Origin of the sequence: Novosphingobium sp. AAP1 (assembly GCF_001295765.1) — a bacterium.
GTDB lineage: Bacteria > Pseudomonadota > Alphaproteobacteria > Sphingomonadales > Sphingomonadaceae > Novosphingobium > Novosphingobium capsulatum.
In genome coordinates this window covers 344,270-364,752 of sequence record NZ_LJHO01000004.1, presented here as the reverse complement: position 1 = coordinate 364,752, position 20,483 = coordinate 344,270, and the positions used below count along the sequence as shown (strand labels likewise).

At 66.8% G+C, this 20,483-nt stretch carries 16 protein-coding genes; 5 read left to right on the top strand and 11 right to left on the bottom strand.

Going from position 1 to position 20,483, the window contains the following annotated elements; all coding sequences use genetic code 11:
* The first annotated feature begins 316 nt into the window (after window positions 1-316).
* Window positions 317-3,712: a glycosyltransferase gene (locus tag IP65_RS11330; RefSeq protein WP_054131778.1), complete on the top strand. Its 3,396-nt coding sequence runs from the start codon at window positions 317-319 to the stop codon at window positions 3,710-3,712.
* Window positions 3,713-3,820: 108 nt separating this feature from the next.
* Here the strand turns inward: IP65_RS11330 and IP65_RS11325 are convergent, their stop codons facing one another.
* Window positions 3,821-5,185, bottom strand: a complete 1,365-nt coding sequence (locus tag IP65_RS11325) for a HAMP domain-containing sensor histidine kinase (RefSeq protein ID WP_231627663.1) — start codon at window positions 5,183-5,185, stop codon at window positions 3,821-3,823.
* A gap of 49 nt (window positions 5,186-5,234) precedes the next feature.
* On the bottom strand, window positions 5,235-5,921 hold the full coding sequence (locus IP65_RS11320) for a response regulator transcription factor (RefSeq protein ID WP_022676774.1): 687 nt from the start codon (window positions 5,919-5,921) through the stop codon (window positions 5,235-5,237).
* A 66-nt stretch (window positions 5,922-5,987) separates the two neighbouring features.
* Here IP65_RS11320 and IP65_RS11315 point away from each other — a divergent pair, with 66 nt between their 5' ends.
* Window positions 5,988-6,740, top strand: coding sequence for a virulence factor (locus IP65_RS11315; protein WP_231627662.1), 753 nt, complete (start codon window positions 5,988-5,990; stop codon window positions 6,738-6,740).
* A 23-nt stretch (window positions 6,741-6,763) separates the two neighbouring features.
* On the opposite strand, the gene IP65_RS11310 is transcribed toward IP65_RS11315, so the two are convergent.
* Window positions 6,764-7,699: a hypothetical protein gene (locus IP65_RS11310; RefSeq protein WP_054131777.1), complete on the bottom strand. Its 936-nt coding sequence runs from the start codon at window positions 7,697-7,699 to the stop codon at window positions 6,764-6,766.
* Window positions 7,696-8,262 (bottom strand): RNA polymerase sigma factor, encoded by a 567-nt coding sequence (locus IP65_RS11305; RefSeq protein ID WP_231627661.1) that lies wholly within the window; start codon window positions 8,260-8,262, stop codon window positions 7,696-7,698. The genes IP65_RS11310 and IP65_RS11305 overlap by 4 nt, the downstream gene beginning before the upstream one ends.
* Here IP65_RS11305 and IP65_RS21705 point away from each other — a divergent pair.
* From IP65_RS21705 to IP65_RS21335, 3 genes are all read left to right on the top strand, one after another.
* Window positions 8,245-8,604: a hypothetical protein gene (locus IP65_RS21705; RefSeq protein WP_166643336.1), complete on the top strand. Its 360-nt coding sequence runs from the start codon at window positions 8,245-8,247 to the stop codon at window positions 8,602-8,604. The genes IP65_RS11305 and IP65_RS21705 overlap by 18 nt on opposite strands.
* 144 nt (window positions 8,605-8,748) lie before the next feature.
* On the top strand, window positions 8,749-11,886 hold the full coding sequence (locus IP65_RS11300; protein WP_054131776.1) for an autotransporter domain-containing protein: 3,138 nt from the start codon (window positions 8,749-8,751) through the stop codon (window positions 11,884-11,886).
* Between the two features lie 137 nt (window positions 11,887-12,023).
* The gene (locus IP65_RS21335; protein WP_156306541.1) at window positions 12,024-12,200 is read left to right on the top strand and encodes a hypothetical protein; all 177 of its coding nucleotides are present in this window, start codon (window positions 12,024-12,026) and stop codon (window positions 12,198-12,200) included.
* 12 nt (window positions 12,201-12,212) lie between these two features.
* Here IP65_RS21335 and IP65_RS11295 read toward each other — a convergent pair whose 3' ends face one another.
* From IP65_RS11295 to IP65_RS11265, 7 genes are all read right to left on the bottom strand, one after another.
* Window positions 12,213-13,154 (bottom strand): prephenate/arogenate dehydrogenase family protein, encoded by a 942-nt coding sequence (locus IP65_RS11295; protein ID WP_054131775.1) that lies wholly within the window; start codon window positions 13,152-13,154, stop codon window positions 12,213-12,215.
* Window positions 13,151-14,308 carry a histidinol-phosphate transaminase gene (gene hisC / locus IP65_RS11290; protein WP_054131774.1) on the bottom strand — a complete coding sequence of 386 codons (1,158 nt, stop codon included), beginning with the start codon at window positions 14,306-14,308 and terminating at the stop codon, window positions 13,151-13,153. Before hisC ends, IP65_RS11295 begins: the two co-directional genes overlap by 4 nt.
* Window positions 14,309-14,349: 41 nt before the next feature.
* On the bottom strand, window positions 14,350-16,602 hold the full coding sequence (locus IP65_RS11285) for a bifunctional diguanylate cyclase/phosphodiesterase (protein WP_231627660.1): 2,253 nt from the start codon (window positions 16,600-16,602) through the stop codon (window positions 14,350-14,352).
* A 225-nt stretch (window positions 16,603-16,827) separates the two neighbouring features.
* On the bottom strand, window positions 16,828-18,240 hold the full coding sequence (locus IP65_RS11280; RefSeq protein WP_107716457.1) for an ammonium transporter: 1,413 nt from the start codon (window positions 18,238-18,240) through the stop codon (window positions 16,828-16,830).
* Window positions 18,241-18,263: 23 nt separating this feature from the next.
* Entirely contained in the window at window positions 18,264-18,602 is a 339-nt protein-coding gene (locus IP65_RS11275; protein ID WP_022674711.1) for a P-II family nitrogen regulator, read from the bottom strand.
* Between the two features lie 175 nt (window positions 18,603-18,777).
* The gene (locus IP65_RS11270; protein ID WP_054131773.1) at window positions 18,778-19,506 is read right to left on the bottom strand and encodes an endonuclease/exonuclease/phosphatase family protein; all 729 of its coding nucleotides are present in this window, start codon (window positions 19,504-19,506) and stop codon (window positions 18,778-18,780) included.
* A 17-nt stretch (window positions 19,507-19,523) separates the two neighbouring features.
* A complete protein-coding gene (locus IP65_RS11265) occupies window positions 19,524-20,393 on the bottom strand; it encodes an alpha/beta fold hydrolase (protein ID WP_054131772.1) in 870 nt (289 codons plus the stop codon).
* Window positions 20,394-20,483 lie beyond the last annotated feature (90 nt).

Here is a 20,483-nt window from a genome sequence, read left to right as displayed (position 1 = left end):
GCAGATGGCCGGATGCAGGGCGCAAAACCGCAGCAAAGGGTGGCACCATGGCCAAACCGTAATGTTTTGATCACGCCCCCGGCAGGGCACACGGGCTAGACCGCTTTTCGACGGTGAGCAGCTTGGACCCGCGACGTGACGGTCCCCTGTTCCGGTTCCGCTTGGGCTGCTCGCCGTCACCCTGCCGCATGGCGCAGACCCCGCTTTCCCGATCCCCGGTTTTCCGGTAGCCGTCGATGCGCACAGGGCCCTTGCCCTTTCCGCGGCATACCATCCAGTACGTCGGAAAACCTCTCGTTTCGGAACATCCCAGGCCGTGTCACGCCCCATCTTCTTCGATCCCACCGGCCAGCGCCGTCGCTGGACCCGCCGCCTGGCCTTTGCCGTATTGGCCATTCTGGTTGGCATGTGCGTGGTCTTTGCCACCACCGTGGCCACGGTTACGCCGCGCGAACCGCTGAACTTTGCCCAGGAACACATGGCGCCGCTGCGGCTCAAGGGCCAGGTCAGCCGCCTGTCGCACCGCCTGGCCGCGCTGCTGGGCCGGCCCGCGACCGTGGTGCCCGCGCGCCAGCAGACCGCGCCGATCACCATCGGGTTCTACCAGGCAGAAAGCGATGAAAGCGCTGGCGCGCTGCAACACCACGTCGGCCAGCTCGATTGGGTTGCGCCCACGCTGATGTCGATCGATCACGCCGGCAACCTGACGGTGACCGACGATGCGCCGATGCGCCGGATCATTACCGGGTCGCTGCACCGCCCGCTGGTGGTGCCGGTCTTGCAGAACGTGCGCGAGAACACCGGCTGGGATGGCGCCGGCACTGCCGCCGTGCTGGCCAACCCGGCGCGCCGCCTGGCCCTGGCCACCGCGATCGATGCCGCGCTCGACAAGTCGGGCGATGCGGGCGTGATGATCGACTTCGAAAATCTGCCGCAGACCGCGCTGGCCGGGCTGCACAAGTTCACCGCCGATCTGCATGCCCGCCTCGCCCCCAAGCACCGCGTGGTGGCGATCACCATGCCGGTGGATGACGAGAACTGGCACCCGCGCGCCTTTGCCGATGTCGCCGACAAGATCGTGCTGATGGCCTACGACGAGCACTGGCAGGGCGGCCAGCCTGGGCCGATCGCCTCGAACGGCTGGTTCCTGGGCCACGTGGCTGACATGATCAAGGGCACCGCGCCGGGCAAGGTCGTCGTCGCGCTGGGCAGCTATGGCTATGACTGGCACGAAGGCCATGCCGATGCGCTGACCATCGAAGAAGCCTGGCTGGCCGCGCACGACAGCGGCACCATGCCGGCGTGGGACAAGGCCAGCGGCAACGTCGGCTTTGCCTATACCGACGATGCCGATACGCAAGATGGCACGCCGGCGGTGCGCCACGATGTGTGGATGCTCGATGCCGCCACCAGCTGGAACCAGATGCTGATGCTGCGCCAGTTGGGCGTCGGCTCGGTGGCGTTGTGGCGGCTGGGTTCGGAAGATCCCGGCTTCTGGGACGTGCTCAAGACCTGGCGCAGTGGCAGCAAGACGCTGCCCGATCTTTCGCGCATCACGCAAAGCAGCAATGTGGACGTGGAAGGCAATGGCGAAATCCTGCGCATCGATGCCACGCCCACGCCCGGCACGCGCACCCTCGCCACCGATCACCGCCTCGGCCTGGTCACCGGCGAACGCTATGATTCGCTGCCCACCCCCTATGTCGTGCGCCGCACCGGCGACCGGCCCAAGCTGGTATCGCTGACGTTCGACGATGGCCCCGATCCGACCTGGACGCCGCAGATCCTGGCGATCCTGGAAAAGTATCACGTGCCCGGCACGTTCTTCGTCATCGGCGAAAACGGCGTGGCCAATCGCGGCCTGCTGCAACGCATGGTGGCCGACGGCGATGAGATCGGCAACCACAGCTATACCCATCCCAACATGGCCAACAGCACGCCGACCGGGATCAAGCTGGAACTCAATGCCACGCAGCGCCTGATCGAGGCCTATACCGGCCGATCCACCCGCCTGTTCCGCGCGCCCTACTTCGGGGACGCCGAACCGACCACGGCCGACGAACTCGATCCCGCGCTGGTCGCGCAGAACCAGGGCTATACCATTGTCGGCCTGCACGCCGATCCGGGCGACTGGATGCGCCGCCCGGCCGACGAGGTGGTGAAGCTGACGGTCGATGCGGTCAACGCGGGCAATGCCGATCGCTCTGCCAACGTGATCCTGCTGCATGATGGCGGTGGCGATCGTTCGCAGACCGTGGCCGCCCTGCCGCGGATCATCCAGCAGCTGCAGGCCCAGGGCTATCGCTTCGTGCCGGTGTCCACGCTGGCCGGGCTCAAGCGTGATGACGTGATGCCGGCCGTCAAGGGCTGGGATCTCATGGCAGTGCGGCTCGACATCGGCATCTTTGCCGTGCTGGCTGCAGCGCTTGCCACGCTCAACTGGACGTTCTTCTTTGCCATTGCGCTGGGCACGCTGCGCGCTGTCGGGCTGACCGGCCTGGCGCTGTTCCCGCAGCGCAAGCTGGACCTGCCCTGGCTCGATCGCACCAAGGACGGCGGAGAAGATCCCACGCCCTACCAGCCGCGCGTGACCGTGATCATCCCGGCCTATAACGAAGAGCGCGTGATCGAGGCCTCGGTGCACCGCATCCTGGCGAGCACTTATCCCGCGATCAACGTGATCGTGGCCGATGACGGATCCAAGGACGCGACCAGCGCGATCGTGGCCAAGGCATTCGGCGACGATCCGCGCGTGCAGCTGATGACGCTGGTCAATGGTGGCAAGGCCAGCGCGCTCAACCGCGCGCTCGCCGCCGCCGATGGCGAAATCATCGTCGCGCTCGATGCCGATACCCAGTTCGAACCTGCCACCATCGGCAAGCTGGTGCGCTGGTTCGAAAAGCCGGAAATCGGCGCGGTGGCCGGCAATGCCAAGGTCGGCAACCGGGTGAACCTCGTCACCCGCTGGCAGGCGGTGGAATATGTCACCGCGCAGAACATCGAACGCCGCGCGCTGACCCGGTTCGATGCGATCATGGTCGTGCCCGGTGCCGTCGGCGCCTGGCGCCGCGAAGCGCTCAACGATGTAGGCGGCTATCCCGAAGATACCCTGGCTGAAGACCAGGATCTGACCATCGCCATCCAGCGCCACGGCTGGAAGGTGGCCTATGACGAAGACGCCGTGGCCTGGACCGAAGCGCCCGAAACCCTGCGCGCCTTGGGCAAGCAGCGCTTCCGCTGGGCGTTCGGCACGCTGCAATGCCTGTGGAAGCACCGCGCCGTGGTGGCGCAGCAGCGCCCCTCGGGCCTGGCCTTCGTGGGGATTCCGCAGGCCTGGCTGTTCCAGATCGCCTTTGCCATCGCCTCTCCGCTGATCGACCTGGCGCTCGGCATCTCGATCGTCGGCACGATCGTGCGGGTGATCCAGCACGGCTGGGCCCAGACGCAGACCGACGTGCTCCGCATGGGCGCCTATTGGCTGGGCTTCACCATGATCGACCTCGCCTGCGGCCTGGTGGCGTTCCGGCTCGACGTGCGGGAAAAGCGCCTGCCGCCGTTCCTGCTGCTCAGCCAGCGCTTCGTCTATCGCCAGCTGATGTACGGCGTGGTGATCCGCGCGGTCAGCGCCGCCCTGGCGGGCCTGGGCATCGGCTGGGGCAAGCTGGAGCGTACCGGCCGGGTAAGCGCGCCGGAAGGCAAGAAGACCTCCTGACCCGGCAACCGGCCTCCCGCCCTTCTCGTCGCGGCGCGACGAACGGAAGGGCGGGACGACTGCGGGCAGGGCCAACTGCCCCGTTTGGCTCGCTGCTGGCGCGCGGCTTTATCGCGGCAGATGCAGCGTCAGCGACAGGCCCCCGCCGGCCGCCTCGCCCAGTTCCAGCCGCCCGCGATGCAGCCGCGCCACGGCATTGACCATCGACAGGCCCAGACCGCCGCCGGGCAGAGTGCGGGCATTGTCGAGCCGCACGAACCGCTCGATCACGCGGGGGCGATCCTCCGGGGCAATGCCCGGCCCATTGTCGGCCACTTCCAGCACGGCCTCCCCCTCTGCCACGCAGGTGCGCAGGGTGATGGCCGTGCCACCATATTTCAGGGCATTGTCGATCGCATTGGCCAGCGCGCGCGAAATCAGCTCGCGGTCGGCCATGATCCAGGCCGGCGCCAGGTCCAGCGTCATGGTCACGCCCGATTGCTCGGCCAGCGGCTCGTAAAGCTCGGCCATGTCGGCCACCACTGCCGCCAGGTCGAGCGAGACGCGCCGATCCTGCGCCGTGCCGCCTTCCAGACGGCTGATTTCCAGCGCGGTTTCCAGCATTGCGCGCAGCCCATCGGCATCGGCGCGCGCCGCCTGCAACGCCTCGATCGCGCCGGGTTCATCGACGCGGGCCAGCGCCGTGTCGATCGCGGCCGAAAGCCGCGTGACCGGAGAGCGCAGATCGTGCGCTAGCGCGCCCGACACCGCACCCAGTTCCGCCACCAGGCTGGCGATCCGTTCGGCCATCTGGTTCATCTGCAGGCGCAGGTGGTCAAAGCCATCGCCGCTTTGTCCCTCGGCCAGGCGCATGCCGAAATTGCCGGCGGCCAGTTCCTCGGCCGCCTGGGCGATTTCATGCGTCCGGCTGCTGATCGCCACGCCCAGCACCACCGCGCTCAACAGCGCCAGCGCCACGGCCACGGCAATGGTCAGCCCGATCGCGGCAGCAAAGGCCAGGTTGAAGCGCCGCTCGCTGGCGCCCATCAATCCCACGGTCAGCTTGGCCCCATCGGGCAGGGTCGTGGCCAGAACCAGCGCTTCCTGATCCGTGGCGCTATCGCCGCGCCGCACCAGCACCGATTGCGGGCGTGGGCCCGGCGCAATAGCCGGGACGAAATCGATATTGCTGGTCAACGCCGGCGCGCTGCCGCCGGCCAGCGCCACGAAAACACCGGGATCGGCCACGCTGCCGCGTTGATCGCGGATGAAATCATCCAGCGATTCCCGGCCGCCGCTGTAGAACGCAGCGAGCAGATCGTCGCGCACGTCGATCACCTGGTCTTCGCGATCGGCGCGTACGACGTCGAGCATCTGGGTGCGCAGGAAGAAGATCGCCGCCGCGCTCGACAGCAGCTGCAACACGAAGACCGCCGCCACCAGCCGCAGCATGGTGGGCGACAGGCGCCGCTGGTGCATGGCCCGGCCGAACATCGTCACAGCCCGCCTATGTTCGATCTGGGCATCATCGGCCCGGCCACGCTCAGTCGGCCGCCATGCGATAGCCCGCGCCGCGCACGGTGTGGAACAGCGCCTGTTCCTCGCCATCGTCGATCTTGCGACGCAGGCGGCTGATGTGCACGTCGATCACGTTGGTGCCGGGATCGAAATGATAGTCCCACACCGCTTCCAGCAGCATGGTGCGGGTAACCACCTCGCCCTGGTGCAGCAGCATGTATTCGAGCAGGCGGAACTCGCGCGGTTGCAGCGTGATCTTGCGCGTGCCGCGCTTTACCTGGCGGGTCAGCCGGTCGAGTTCCAGATCGGCGCAGCGCAGCACGGTGTCCTGCGCCTTTTGCCGGCCTGTGCCGCGCCGGGTCAGCGCCTGGACCCGCGCCAGCAGTTCGGCAAACGAGAACGGCTTGCCCAGGTAATCGTCTGCCCCGGCGGTCAGGCCCGCCACGCGATCATCGGTGCTGCCCAGCGCCGACAGCACGATCACCGGTGTTTCCACCTCGGCCGCGCGCAGGGCCTTGAGCACGGCGAGGCCATCCATGCCCGGCAGCATGCGATCGAGCACGACCACGTCGAACTGGCTGTCGGTGGCCAGGAACAGCCCGTCCCGGCCGTTTTCAGCGCGGTCCACGGTATAGCCTTCTTCGGCAAAACCGCGCGCGATATAGTCCCCGATCTGGGGATCGTCTTCAACCAGGAGGATGCGTCCGGCCACAAGCCACTTCCATGACAACGAGTTAATCTTGCCCCCACTGCCCGGACAGGGCGTGGGGGCCATGCCATGACCATCATGGCTATTGGCTTTCCCGGTCGCAAGCTGTTTGCCCTTGCCGCCGCCCTGCCCTTGCTGGGAGGCGCGACCATGGCCGCGACCGGGTATTTCGCCGGCTATTTCGATCGCCAGGCCATGGACTACCGCCCCGCGCTTGGCCAGCCACGCCAGGATCTGGTGGCGATCTACTTTTCCGGAGACATGGGCCTGCGGCTTGGCCCAGGCTGCCGCACCGTGGCGGCGCTGCGCCGCCAGGGCCTGGCGGTGATGGCAGTGGATTCGCCGGCGCTGTTCCGCCTGACGCGCGATCGCGCCTTTGTCGATGCCCTGGTGGCCGATACCATCCGCGCCGCGCTGGCCCGCAGCCATGCCGCCAAGGTCGCGCTGATCGGCGCGGCGTTTGGCGCGGGCATTCTCGATACCGGGCTGGGCGCCGTGCCGGCCGATCTGCGCAGCCGCATCGCCTCGGTCGTGCTGGTGCAGCCAGGAACGGCGGTCTATTTCCAGGCCAATCCAGGCGGCCTGATCCACCCCGGCGCGCCTGACAGCGACCCGTACCGCACCGTGCGCCTGCTCAACGGGTTGCCGGTGACCTGCATTGCCAAAAGCAGCCAGGACCAGGGCCTGTGCGCGGCCGGCCAGCTTGCCGGGGCCAGCCATGTCCAGCTTGATGCGCTGCGCCCACGCGGCCCGGCGTACAAGGTCGATATCGCCAGTATCGCCGCCAATGCCGCGCTGTTTCCGCCCGAGCCGATGCACTAAATCAGATCAGGTCCTCAATGAGATCAGGGCAGGGAAGGGCCGACCGGAAGATGGCCCGGCATGGGCTGCATCGTGCCGGGCATCGCGCTGCCCGGGCCCATCGTTGCCGGCGCGCCGCCAATGGCGCCGCTATAGCCATAGCCCTGCTGCATGAACGGCCCCATCGCACCGCGGGTGGCACCCAGCGTCGGCCCGACCTGGCCGGGTTGGTCTGGGCCGGGATCGGGCGATTGCGCAGCCAGCCGCTCGCGATCGGTGGTTGCGGCCGGCGGCAGCACCGGATCGGGATCGCTGGTATCGTGGCCTGGAGCGCCGGCGGCCGGCGGCACGATGATCACCGGCGGCGTGGCCGCGGCCAGCGCATCGGCCTGGCCCTGCCCCGGCACTGCCGTGGCGCTGGCCTTGTTCGCCGATCCGGCTGACGCGGGGCTGGCAGATCCTGCCGCGGTCGCTGGCGCCGACGATGCCGCTGCCACCAGGGCGGGCGCACCCGCCGCCTGGCCGGCAACGGCGGCCTGGTCTGAGGCCTGATTCTGAAACGGAGAGCCGAAGATCGCCATCGCGGCAACGCTCGCTGCTACGGCACCGATGCCGGTGCCGCCCAGCATCAACAGCGCGCCGCGCCAGGCCGTGAGACGCGCTGCGATCGGGCGCTTTCCGCCCTGGTCGGTGCCGCCAACCACGCGCAGCGGAACCACCTGCGCGCCGGCGCGCATGGGGGCAATCGCCACGCTGGCTGCGCTGTCATACCCCGGCATCGCCAGTTGCGGGCGCAAGGGCACGTCGCGCAGGATGCGCGCGGTCAGCCCAGGGGGCAGCGCCGGCGCTTCATGCAGGCCAAGAATTTGGTCGAGCGCCGCGTCGGCAGGCGACGCATCGGCATGGCGCAAGGGGGCCGCTGACAAGCCTGCCGCCTGATCCCGGCCCGGATCGGCGATGCGAGGCTGCTGGTCGGTCACGCGCGGGGGCCTGCGCCCGTAGCAAAAGCGTGAGCGGCCGGTGAATTGGCAAAGTCGGCCGCGCCGGCAAAGGCCACATCGCGGCAGGTAATGTCACGCGCTTCAAGCAGTTCACGCATCTGCCGCCTCGCCCTGAACAACAGCGACTCCATCGCCTTGATATTAAGATCAAGCACCTGTGCCGCAAGTGCATTGGAGAAGTTCTCGTAATAGCACAAGACCAAGGCAGCCCGATAGCGTTCAGGCAGATCGGCAAGCGCCGCCGCCACCTGGGCACAGGCCTGGCGCTGTTCGATCAGGCGATCGGCCAGCGGCGCCTGGTCGGCGCAATCGGGCACCTCGTCGGTCACCACCACGCGAAAGCGCCGCTTGCGATCGAAACACAGGTTCATCGCCACGCGATGCAGCCATCCGACCAGGCCAGCGCCGGTCGGCTGCCAGCGCGGCGCGTTCTGCCACATGCGGGCAAAGCAGTCCTGCACCACGTCCTCGGCATCGTGGCCATCGCCCAGCATGCGGGCGGCCACGCGATAGAGCGCGGCGGCATGGCGTTCGACCAACACGGCAAAGGATGCCTGGCAACCCTCGCCCACGCGTCGCATCAGCGCCACGTCGTCGCGCAGGGCCAGGCCCCGCCCATCGCGGGGCGGCTCCGGCTCGGCAACAGGCAGCGCTCGGGGCGAAAGCGCCCCGGCAGTGCCATGTCGATGATCGATGACTGGTCCAGCCGGATGAAGACCGCCAGGATCTTCGACCGGGGAAAGGGGCTCGCCCTGCAAGTCACCGCAAAAGGTCATGCGGTCCACCCGTCGCGCACGATGGTTGCTCCGTCCATTCCCTTGTCCCACAGCCCTGCTGGCGGGTTTTGTCTGAACGGCAAATTTACAGTCACGGAAATTGTCTGAACATTTCTTCATCTTCGCTTGCGACGGATAGTGGTTACGGCGCATTTCAGGCACTGGTAAAGCCGGCCTGCCCCGGATATGAAGCCCGCCATGTTGCCACCGGCCCGCCCCTGCTGGCCCTTTTGCCCAACGAGACGAGAGCCCATGCAGCGCCTCCCCAAGATTCGTTTTCTTTCGACCGTCGCCACCATGGCGATTCCGGCCGCCCTGGTGGCCGTTGCCACCCCGGCGCTTGCCGATACCACGGTGGGCACCAGCACGCTGACTGCCCTCAACACCTCGTCGGCCGGCAATATCACCGTCAACGGCAGCGGCGCGATCAAGCTGCCCAGCGGCGTTCCGATCACGATCGATTCGTCGAACACGGTCAATGTCAATTCCGGTGGCTCGCTGACCGTCGCCGGGGTCAGCAACAGCGCCGGCATCGTCGCCAACGCCGGGGTGACCACCACGATCACCAACGATGGCACGATCACCGTCAGCGAAGACTATACGCCGCCGGTCCTGGGCAACAGCTCGGTCGTCAATGGCTCGGTCTCGCAGCTGACCAACCGCTATGGCATCCACATCCTGTCGGGCAACGCCACCACGGCGACGATCTCGAACACCGGCACGATCGGCGTGGAAGGCAACAATTCGGGCGGCATCGTCGTCAGCTCCCCGCTCACCGGCTCGATCACCAACACCGGCACGATCTCGGTCAAGGGTGACAACTCGGTTGGCGTGAGCACCGGCACCGTTACCGGCAACCTCGCCATCGGCGGCACCGTGGCGGTGATCGGCACGGGCGCGCAGGCGGTTGTCGTCAATGGCGACATCAACGGCGCGTTCAAGATCGACGGCGCCATGACCCAAGCGGTCAGCTACACCGCCGACGATGGCACCACGCAGACGCTGTCGCCCACCGCGCTGAGCAGCGGCAAGGCCGCCGTGCAGGTTTCGGGCAACGTCACCGGCGGCGTGATCGTCACTGTGGCGTCGAGCACCAACAACGTCACCGAAACCACCGGTTCGATCCAGTCCTACGGCACCAGCCCCGCGCTGCTGATCGGTGGCGCCGGCAACACCACGATCGGCTCGGTCGTGGCGACTTCGGGCACCTATTCGGTTGCGGTTGACGGCAGCGTCAGCGCCACCGCCTATTACAGCGGCCTCAACGCCTATGGCGTCGTCGTTGGCGGCCAAGGCGGCACCGTCAGCCTGCCCAACGGCATCGGCGTGCACGGCACCGTCACGGCCACCACGGTCAACGGTGATGCCACCGCGATCCTGCTCAACCAGGGTGTTACGGCCACGTCGCTGTACAACGAAGGCACGATCAAGGCGACGGCGAGCGGGGTTGCCTCGGGCAATCTCTATGGCATCCGCGATCTGTCGGGCACGCTCAACACCGTCAACAACACCGGCTTCATCACCATCAGCGGTGCATCGACCGGCAAGACCGCGGCGATCGATCTGTCGGCCAACACCAGCGGCGTGACGATCAAGCAGTACCTCAATGCCACCGGCGTCACCAGCCAGGCATCGGACAAGGCCGCGTCGGGCTACAACGTGGCGACCGCGCCGGTCTACACCGCGATCACCGGTGACATCTACACCGGCAGCGGCAACGACACGGTGGACATCGAATCCGGCAAGGTGACCGGCAACGCCTATCTCGGCACCGGCAACAACACCGTGATCATGGCTGACGATTCCAAGTGGATCGGCAACATCGATTTCGGTACCTCGGGCACCGCCTCGATGACGATGAGCGCCAATGCGCGCTTCACCGGGCAGATGGCGCTCAACGACCAGGTCGGCACGCTGACCATCGGCGGTTCGGCCATCTGGGCCGGCACCATCACCGGCGGTTCGCAGCTCAACGTGACGGTCAATGGCGGCTCGTTCGGCGCCAACGCCGTCGGCACCACCACGATCAACAACCTGACGGTCGGTTCGGGCGGTGCGCTCGGCGTCTATGTGGACTCCACCGGCACGGCTTCCAAGCTGGTGGCCAACACCGCAACCTTCGCCTCGGGTGCCAAGATCAACGTCTCGGTGTCCTCGTTCCTGAGCGCGACCACGCCGCAGACCATCGTCTCGGCCGGCACGCTGACCGGCGGCAGCAATGTCACCACCAGCTCGCTGTCGCTGCCCGTGCTCTATACCGGTTCGATCTCGCAGAACGGCAACGACCTCATCCTGTCGCTGTCGCGCAAGACCGCCGCGCAGCTTGGCCTGACCACGCCCCAGGCAGCCGCCTATGATGCGATCATCGGCAATGCTGCCAACTACACCAACCTGCAGTCCAGCCTGCTCCAGGTCACCGATACGCCGACGCTGCAGAGCCAATTCAACCAGCTGCTGCCCGATTATGCCGGCGGGGCGTTCGATTTCGTCACGCGTGGCTCGCGCCAGGCAGCGCTGCACGTGGCCGACGATTCGTCGCTGTTCACGATCAGCAACACCGGCATGTGGCTCGAGCCGCTCTATTTCCGCGCCAGCAAGCACGACGATGATTCGGTCGGCTACAGCCTGAGCGGCGGCGGCGTGTCCTTCGGGCTCGAACGCGCCACCGCGCTGGGCAACATCGGTGCCTACTTCGACTGGACCAGCGGCACGGTGAACAACCACAACCAGCAGTCGCTGGGCGTGAACAACATCGAAATCAACGCGTTCTGGCGCAAGGCGTTCGGCAAGCTCTACACCTTTGCCCGTGTCGGCTACGGCCGCTCGTCGTTCAAGCTTGACCGCACCTTCACCGGCGCGGTCGACTCTGCAACGATCACCTATGCGGCGCACGGCGGCTGGAAGGGCCACTCGCTGTCGGCCACGGGCGGGTTCAGCTATGACATCGATCTGAGCGACACGTTCAAGATCAAGCCCAAGGCGAACATCGAATACTTCCGCCTCAAGGAAAACGGCTACCAGGAAACTGGCACCGACGCGATGATCCTGCTGGTGCGTGACCGCAGCAGCACGGCCGTCAACGCCACCACCACGCTGGGCTTTGCGTGGAGCAGCGGCCCGAGCAGCTACGAAGGCCGCCCGTTCACCGTGGAAGCCGACGTGGGCCGCCGCAGCCACCTGTCGGGCGACCTGGGCGCCACCACCGCGATCTTCGGTTCGGGCCAGCAGTTCACGCTCACCCCGGAAAACGTGCAGTCGGCCTGGATCGGCTCGATCGGCATTCTCCAGGGCGGTCTCGACTATACCTGGAAGATTTCGGCCGGCGCGGAAAAGCCGCAGAACGGCGGCATCGCCGCCAACGTGCGCGCTTCGCTCAGCATCGCGCTCTGATCGCGGCGCCTGGCGCAAAAAAGGGGGCGGCAACCACGCGGTTGCCGCCCCTTTCTTGTTTGCACAGGTTGGCCCCGCCATCGCGCGCGCGCCGCGGCGCGTTGGCCAGGGGTCACCTACCCGCAAAAGGAAACATCATGGAAGATCCCCGCAACCTGCCGCCTGAGCAGCGCGCACGCCGCTTTGGCCGCGCCGGCCTGACCGTTGCGATCATCATCGCGGCCATCATTCTGGTGATCTTCGTGGGCCGCAACCTGTGGCACGCCCGCGTGCTGCACCAGGAAGAGCGCACCGGCGTCGCCAACGACGCCTGATGGCGCGCTGGCTCAGTCTGGCGTTGAAGGTGTCGCCACGGCGCCGTGATCGCGGCCGAAATCGGGGCGGGCATCGTCCTGGCCCATCGCGATGATCGAGCGGCGGATCGCCCGGGTGCGGGTGAAATGGTCGAACAGCGCGGCGCCATCGCCCTTGCGGATCGCCTTCTGCAACTCGGTCAGGTCTTCGGTAAAGACCTGCAGCATGGTCAGCACGGCATCGCGGTTGTGCAGGAACACGTCGCGCCACATCGTCGGGTCAGAGGCGGCGATGCGGGTGAAATCGCGAAAGCCGCCGGCCGAATACTTGATCACCTCGCTCTGCGTCACCTCTTCCAGGTCAGACGCGGTGCCCACGATCGTGTAGGCGATCAGGTGGGGCAGGTGGCTGGTCACCGCCAGCACCAGATCGTGGTGGGCCGCGTCCATCATTTCGACGCGCGCGCCCAGGCCTTCCCAGAACGCGGCGACGCGCGCCACGGCCGTGGCATCGGCGCCATCGGGCGGGGTGAGGATGCACCAGCGCCCAGCGAACAGCGTGGCAAAGCCGGCGTCGGGCCCGCTCTGCTCGGTGCCGGCAACGGGGTGGGCGGGCACGATCGTGGCATGGGGCAGCGCATCGCCCAGGGCCTTGAGCACGCTGGCCTTGCTGGACCCCACATCGCTGACCACGCAGCCGGCGGGCAGATACGGCGCCACGGCGGCAGCAGCAGCGGCCATGGCACCCACCGGCACGCAGAAGACCACGAGGTCTGCATCGGCCACCGCCTGCGCTTGCGTGGCGGCGATGGTGTCGGCCAGGCCGATCTGCGCCGCGCGCGCCCGCACCGCCGCATCGGCGTCATAGCCGGTGACGATCACCCCGGCCATGCGCGCGCGTGCAGCCAGCGCCACCGATCCGCCCAGCAGGCCCAGACCGATGACCGTGATGCGCGTGAAGGGGGCAGCGCTCACCGGGCCGTGCCTGGCGCAGCGTCTGCCATGGTGCGCAGCGCGCCGGCGATGGCATCCATCTGCGCGGGCGTGCCGATGGTGATGCGCAGGCACTGCGGCAGCCCCTGCCCGGGCAGCCAGCGGGTGATATACCCAGCATCCATCAGGCCCAGATACGCCGCCTCTGCCGTGAGCGCGCCGGTAAACTCGATCAGCACGAAGTTGGCCTGGCTCGGCAGCGCGCGTAGCCCGTGGTTGCCCAGCGCCTCCAACGCGGCGACGAACCGCGCGCGCTCGGCCCGGTTGTGCGCGGCCGATGCCTGGACGAACGCCTGGTCGTGCACCGCCGCCAGCCCCATCGCCTGCCCGGTGAGCGAGACATTGAACGGCCCGCGAATGCGGTTGAGCATGTCGATCACGTCGGCCGGCCCGGTGGCCCAGCCGATCCGCTCTCCGGCCAGGCCATAGATCTTGGAGAACGTGCGCGTGACCAGCACATTGGCGGCCGTGCGCGCCAGATCGAGCGCGCCATCGTCATCGTCTGCCGCGACATATTCGGCATAGGCCTGGTCCACCACCAGCAAGACATCGGGGCGCAGGCCGGCATGCAGCCGCGCCAGTTCGGCACGGCCGATATAGCTGCCGGTGGGATTGTTGGGATTGGCCAGGAACACCACACGGGTCCGCTCGGTCACCGCCGCGAGCAGCGCATCGACATCGGTGCCGAAATCGGTGTCGGGCGCTTCCACGGGCGTTGCGCCACAACGCCGTGCCGCGATCGGATAGACCGAAAAGCCATAGCGCACGAACAGCACTTCATCGCCCACCCCGGCATAGGCCTGGGCCGCGATATGCAGCAGTTCATCCGAACCCGTGCCCATCACGATGCGCGCGGGATCGAGCCCGTGCAGCGCGGCCAGCGCGCCGCGCAGATCCTTGCTGTCAGGATCGGGATAGAGCGCGGCATTGGCCACCTGCGCACGCGCCGCCATGGCCGCCGCGCTGGTGCCCAGCGGGTTTTCGTTGGCCGACAGCTTGATCAACGGCTGCCCATCCAGCCCGGCCGATTTGCCCGGCACATAGGCATGGATCGCCTTGATCCAGTCCTTGGGCTGCGGCCGCGAACGGTCGAGGCTGGCGGTCTGGGCGGATGCGGGCGCGGTCTGGTCGGTCATGATGGCATGGGCTTTACGCCATGAACCGCGCAATTCAAGCGTTACGCAGCATCCGTCCAAGCGAGCCCGGCGCCGTTCCAGTCGGTCGCCATGGCAAAGGCGGGCATAGTCACCTTGGCATTGGGGCCACGGTTGATCTGCAACGGCCCGTTGGGGCCGGCGCCCAGGGTCAGCCCGGCAGCGGAAAGCTGATAGGGCGAGACGCGATAGCGCGTGCACAGGCCGCCGTTGCCATCGCTGACCAGTTCCTGTTCGAACTCCAGCCCCTGCTGATGGCCCTGGCTGCGCCGCACGCGCGACACCACCAGTTGCCCATCGCCCAGGTCGAGCACGAAGGGCGTGTCGAGCGGCACTTCGAGCAGCCCCTCGATCAGCGCGCCCGATTTCGAGAGGTTGCGCAGCACCACGGGGTAATAGTGATCCTCGTGCACCACGCCCACGCGGCGGAACATCGCCTGCCGCTGATGCCGCTGGCGCGCCGGGCCGGATGGCTCGATGGTCCAATCGCCACCGGAAAGGCCGGCAACGAACGTGTCGTTGTCGAGCGGCTGGCTATAGATGAAGCCCTGGACATGGCTGACGCACAGCGCTTTCATCAGGTCGAACTGGTCAAAGCTTTCCACGCCTTCAGCCGTGGTTTCCATATCCAGCGCCTGGGCCAGCGCGACGATGGCGGTGATGATCGCGCGGTTGCGGTTGCCCGGCTGGGTCGCGCCGCGCACGAACGACTGGTCGATCTTGATCTTGTCGAACGGCGCGCTTTTGAGATAGCCGAGACTGGAATAGCCGGTACCGAAATCATCGAGCGCCAGGCGCACGCCCAGGCCCTTGAGCGCGTTGAACCGCGCATCGGTCTGGCCGCCTTCTTCCAGAAACACGCCTTCGGTGATTTCCAGTTCCAGCCGCGCGGGATCGAGCCCGGATTGCGCAAGGGCCGAGGTGACCAGCGCAGGAAATGCCTCGTCGGCAAACTGCACGGGCGAGACATTGACCGCCACGCGCAGTGGGACTTCCCAGCCAGCTGCATCGGCGCAGGCCTTGCGCAACACCCATTCGCCGATCGTGCGGATGAGATTGGATTCCTCGGCAATGGGGATGAACCGCGCCGGCGATACCTGGCCATGTTCGGGATGGTTCCAGCGCAGCAGCGCCTCCACCCCGATCACCTGGTTGCTCTGCGCCTTGACGATGGGTTGGTAGTGCAGGGCAAACTGGCCCTGCGCCAGGGCATCGTGCAGGTCCTCCTCCAAGGCCTTGCGATCCTCCGCCGCCTTGAGCAGGTCGCTGGAAAAGAAGCGGAAGCGCCCGCGCCCGCTGCCCTTGGCGGCATAGAGCGCAAGATCGGCGCTGCGCACCAGGTCGTCGGCCGCCGCGCCATCGAACGGGGCAATCGCCACGCCGATCGACGCGCCGATCAGGCAGCGGCTGCCATCGATCAGATAGGGCTGGGAAATATCCTCGATCAGGGCTTCGGCCAATTCGCCCAGATGGCCGCGATCCTCCACCTCGGGCAGGATGATCTGGAATTCATCGCCGCCCAGCCGGCACACGCGGCTGGCATCGCCCACCAGGCGCACCAGGCGATCGGCCACCTGCTTGAGCAGGGCATCACCGGCAGCGTGGCCCAGCGTGTCGTTGACCTGCTTGAAGCGATCGAGATCGATCAGCATCGTGGTGCAACCACGCCGGGTGGAGGCCAGCGCGGCAAGCTTGCGCGCCAGCGTCTGGTTCATGTGGCGGCGATTGGCGAGGCCGGTCAGCGGATCGTGCAGCGCCATGTGCGAGCTTTCCTCGGCATGGCGGCGCTGGTCGCTGATATCGGCGCAATGGCCGTGGAAGCCGGCAAACTGACCGCGATGGTGCACGGCTTCGCCCGACAACGACCACCAGCGCGGCTGGCTGGCCGGCCCGGTGCGCACGGTCAGCCGTTCAAAGCGGGTGCGCCGCGCCAGCACGAAGCGCAGCGAGCGCTCGCTGCCATTGTCGCCCTGGGTTTCATCGTGGTGGAACAGATCGAGCAGGGTGCGGCCCAGCGGATCACCATCGCCCGCAAGCAGCGCGCGCGCGGCAGGGGATAGATAGGTCAGCCGGCCATCGGCATCGCTCGACCAGAATGCCCCCAGCCCAAGCGCTTCATAGGCGCGGCACAGCGCGGTGGCATGATCGGGCGCGAGGCCAGTGGCCTTGGCCGCATCCCTGGCCGTGGGCGCAGCGGCAGGCGCACCCGCAACACCATCGGACCGTTCATTGCCACTGTTGCCTGGCCTGCCCCAGGCCATGCGCCGGATCACCATCAGAATCTCCGCCCAAGGGACGCTTTCGCTCAGGTGTTCTACGATGGGACGATTGCGTGATCGTTAACTTTGCAAAGCCGCCCGGGGGCTGCCGAGCGAACAAAAAAGAAGGCCGGAAGCGCGTGCGCTTCCGGCCCAGGTCGTTCGCAGGAGGAACATGGTTTGGCGGAGGAGGGGGAGAGAGGGAGAGGATCAGGCCCCCCACCCCGCCAAGCTGGTGAAAACTTACATGTTGTAGGCGCGTTCGCCGTGTTCGGAGATGTCGAGGCCTTCGCGCTCGGCTTCTTCGGTCGGACGCAGGCCGATCGTCTTGTCGAGAGCGATGAACAGGACCGCCGAGACGCCGCCCGAGAGCACCAGGGTGACGCACACGGCCTTCACCTGGGTGATGATCTGGGCAACCATGTCATAGGTGCCGGCCTTGGCGGGGAACACGGTGTAGTCGATCCAGCCCTGGCCACCCAGCGAAGGGTCAGCCACGATGGCGGTGCCGATGGCGCCGACGATCCCGCCAACACAGTGCACGCCGAACACGTCGAGCGTGTCGTCATACTTGAGGGCGTTCTTGACGGTGGTGACGAAGAAGAAGCAGATCGGCGAGACGACGAGGCCGAGGACGATGGCGCCCATCGGCGCGGCATAGCCGGCCGCCGGGGTGATCGCGACGAGGCCAGCGACGGCACCCGAGGCAGCGCCCAGCATCGAGGGCTTGCCATGCTTGATCTGTTCGACAACCGACCAGGAGACGGCGGCGGCGGCAGTGGCGACGAAGGTGTTGATGAAGGCGAGCGCGGTGGCCGCGTTCGATTCCAGGCCCGAACCGGCGTTGAAGCCGAACCAGCCCACCCACAGCAGCGAGGCACCGATCATGGTCATGGTCAGCGAGTGCGGCGGGGTGGCTTCCTTGCCAAAGCCCAGGCGCTTGCCGATCACGAGGCAGCCGACGAGGCCAGCGATACCGGCGTTGATGTGCACCACGGTGCCGCCGGCAAAGTCCAGGCCGCCCCAGCCATAGATCAGGCCGGCGTCGGAGGTGTTGGACGACAGGAAGTCAGGACCGGCGAAGTACCACACCATGTGGGCCATCGGGAAATAGACCAGGGTGAGCCACAGCACGGTGAAGATCATCAGCGGCGTGAACTTCACGCGCTCGGCAAAGGCGCCCACGATCAGCGCCGGCGTGATGCAGGCGAAGGTCATCTGGAAGATGACATAGACATATTCGGGCAGGTAGACGTTGTTGGAGAACGTCGCTGCATAAGTCGAGGTGGAAACCCCCGCCAGGAACATCTTGGAGAAGCCGCCGACATAGGGCGAGCCGCCGGTGAAGGCCATCGAATAGCCCCAGCAGACCCAGCACAGCGCCGCGACCGACACGATCATCAGCACCTGCATCAGCACCGAAAGCATGTTCTTGGTGCGCACCAGGCCGCCGTAGAACAGCGCCAGGGCGGGGATGCTCATCATCAGCACCAGAGCGGCCGAGACCAGCATCCAGGCGACGTCACCCTTGTTGACCATGGTGGCCATCTGGTCGGCCGTGGGGGCCTTGATCGGCCCGGTTTGCGCAAAGGCGGCAGAGGCCATGCCGAGGCTGAGCCCGGCTGCCGTCATGCCACTGATCATCTTGCGGATCATATGGTTTCCCCTCTGTTCGGAAGTCACAGCGCCATATCGCCGCTTTCGCCGGTGCGAATGCGCACCGCCGAAGCGAGATCGAGCACGAAGATCTTGCCGTCGCCGATCGCCTCGGTGCTGGCGGTTTGCTGGATGGTCTCGACAATCTGCGCCGCGAGGTCGTCGCTGGCAGCGATTTCGAGCTTCACCTTGGGCAGCATGTTCGTGGAGTATTCGGCGCCGCGGTAGATCTCGGTCTGGCCCTTCTGTCGGCCAAAACCCTTCACTTCCGACACCGTCATCCCAGCAACGCCCAGACCCGACAGCGCTTCACGCACTTCGTCGAGCTTGAACGGCTTGATGATGGCGATGATGAATTTCATTCATGCCCCCTTTCACGGCCTCAACCAGCCGGTGCGGAACCGGCATGAATTGTTAAAGCAAAGGGCGTGCCAAATCCGTTTTCTTACGAAATCAGCGATTCACGGAAACCATATCCATTGTCGAGCGTTTCGCCGCCGCTCGATTCTTGTGCAGTGCACAGAATCTGCCTAAATTTTAGGCAGGAGCTTTCCCACTCAGCCGCAGCCGTGCCCACACCGGCAGGTGATCTGACGCCTGCTGCGCCAGGGGGCTATGGTGCACGCCCATGCCTTCAACCACCCAGTCGTGACTGGCGACGATACGGTCGAGCTGGCCCAGCGGGCGCCGCGCGGGAAAGCTGCGGCCGGGCGCGAGAACTGAAAGATCGCCGGGAAAGGCCTGGAGCGCGCCGCCGCGCGGCGCCCATTCGTTGAAATCGCCCATCAGCACGCGCGGTCCGCGCCCGGCCGCCGCGCAGGCCACGCGCACCTGCTGGCGGCGGCGCAGGCCCGACAGGTCAAGATGCATGCCGATTACGCGCACGCCCTGCCCGGCCCATTCGAGATCCACCGCCACCGCCCCGCGCGGCTCCAGCGTGGGCAGGGGCACGGCATGGCACCCGGTCACCACCAGGTCACGCCGCACCAGGATGACATTGCCGTGCCAGCCCAGGCTGCCCGCCCGGCGCGCGCGATCGATCACGCCCGGTGCTACCGCGCGCCACGGGCTGCCGTGCGCGAGCAGTGTGGGCGGGATCACCGCCTCGCGCGTGCCAAAGCGATTGTCCGCTTCCTGCAGCGCGATCACGTCGGCGCCCACCTCGTGCAGCACCATCAGGATGCGCTCGGGATCGCAGCGCCGATCGGCGCCCACGCCCTTGTGGATATTGTAGCTGGCAAAGACCAGCGAATCGGCCGCCTGCATGGCCGGCACCCGCGCGGTCAGAGGAAATCGCGCAGGGTGGCGACGAAGCGATCGAACTGGTCGTGGTGCAACCAGTGCCCGGCGTTCTCGAATTCGACCACCTCGGCCGAGCGGAAGTGCTCGATCCGCCCGTCACGAATCGGATTGCCCGCCCACGAATCCGCCCCGTTGAGCAGCAGGGTGGGGCTGGTAATCGCCTCCCACAGCTCGTGCTTGCGGTTCTGGGAAATGTCGTAGGGGTGTTCGATGTGCACGTAGGGATCGAACTTCCAGGTAAACGTGCCGTCTTCGTTGCGGTTGATGCCGTGGATCGTCAGGTGGCGGGCCTGGGCATCATTGATGTAGGGGTTCTGCGCCTTCATACGGGCGATCGCCGCCTCGATCGTGGGATAGCGGCGCGGCAGGCGCCCGGCGGCCTTGCGCTTTTCGGCGATATAATCGCGGATGCGGCGGGCAAAGGGCACGGCGCGCATGCGCGCTTCCCAATCGGGGGTAGGGAAAATGCCCTCGATCGCCACCAGCTTGGCCACGTCTTCGGGAAACAGCCCGGCATAGCGCAGCGCCACGGCCGCGCCCATCGAATGGGCCACGATGGTCACCGGCGCCAGGCCCAGTTGGTGGATCAGCTGCGCCACGTCATAGACCATGTCCATCACGCGATAGTTGCCGTCAGAGGCCCATTCGCTGTCGCCATGGCCGCGATGATCGAGCGCGATGACATGCCAATCCTCGCGCAGCGCCTCGGCCGTCCAGTCCCAGCTGCGACAATGGTCGCGCCCGCCATGGATCAGCAGCAGCGGTGGCTTCTCGGCATTGCCCCAATCCACATAGTGGAGGCGCAGGCGTTGCGAGATGAAGGTGTTCGAAGTGGGACCGAGCAGATTCATGGCCCCACCCTGCCCATGCTGCACTGCGCTGGCAAGAGCGGGAACCATGCTGTCACCGACTTGGGGGAAATACCCCAAGGGCATTTGCGC

Bases quoted from the DNA above. Each gene is read 5' to 3' on its own strand.
- IP65_RS11325 (WP_231627663.1), bottom strand. From the start codon at position 5,185: ATGTTCGGCCGGGCCATGCACCAGCGGCGCCTGTCGCCCACCATGCTG.
- IP65_RS11315 (WP_231627662.1), top strand. From the start codon at position 5,988: ATGACCATCATGGCTATTGGCTTTCCCGGTCGCAAGCTGTTTGCCCTT.
- IP65_RS21705 (WP_166643336.1), top strand. From the start codon at position 8,245: ATGGCGTTCGACCAACACGGCAAAGGATGCCTGGCAACCCTCGCCCAC.
- IP65_RS11300 (WP_054131776.1), top strand. From the start codon at position 8,749: ATGCAGCGCCTCCCCAAGATTCGTTTTCTTTCGACCGTCGCCACCATG.
- IP65_RS21335 (WP_156306541.1), top strand. From the start codon at position 12,024: ATGGAAGATCCCCGCAACCTGCCGCCTGAGCAGCGCGCACGCCGCTTT.
- hisC (WP_054131774.1), bottom strand. From the start codon at position 14,308: ATGACCGACCAGACCGCGCCCGCATCCGCCCAGACCGCCAGCCTCGAC.
- IP65_RS11285 (WP_231627660.1), bottom strand. From the start codon at position 16,602: ATGGTGATCCGGCGCATGGCCTGGGGCAGGCCAGGCAACAGTGGCAAT.
- IP65_RS11280 (WP_107716457.1), bottom strand. From the start codon at position 18,240: ATGATCCGCAAGATGATCAGTGGCATGACGGCAGCCGGGCTCAGCCTC.
- IP65_RS11275 (WP_022674711.1), bottom strand. From the start codon at position 18,602: ATGAAATTCATCATCGCCATCATCAAGCCGTTCAAGCTCGACGAAGTG.
- IP65_RS11270 (WP_054131773.1), bottom strand. From the start codon at position 19,506: ATGCAGGCGGCCGATTCGCTGGTCTTTGCCAGCTACAATATCCACAAG.
- IP65_RS11265 (WP_054131772.1), bottom strand. From the start codon at position 20,393: ATGAATCTGCTCGGTCCCACTTCGAACACCTTCATCTCGCAACGCCTG.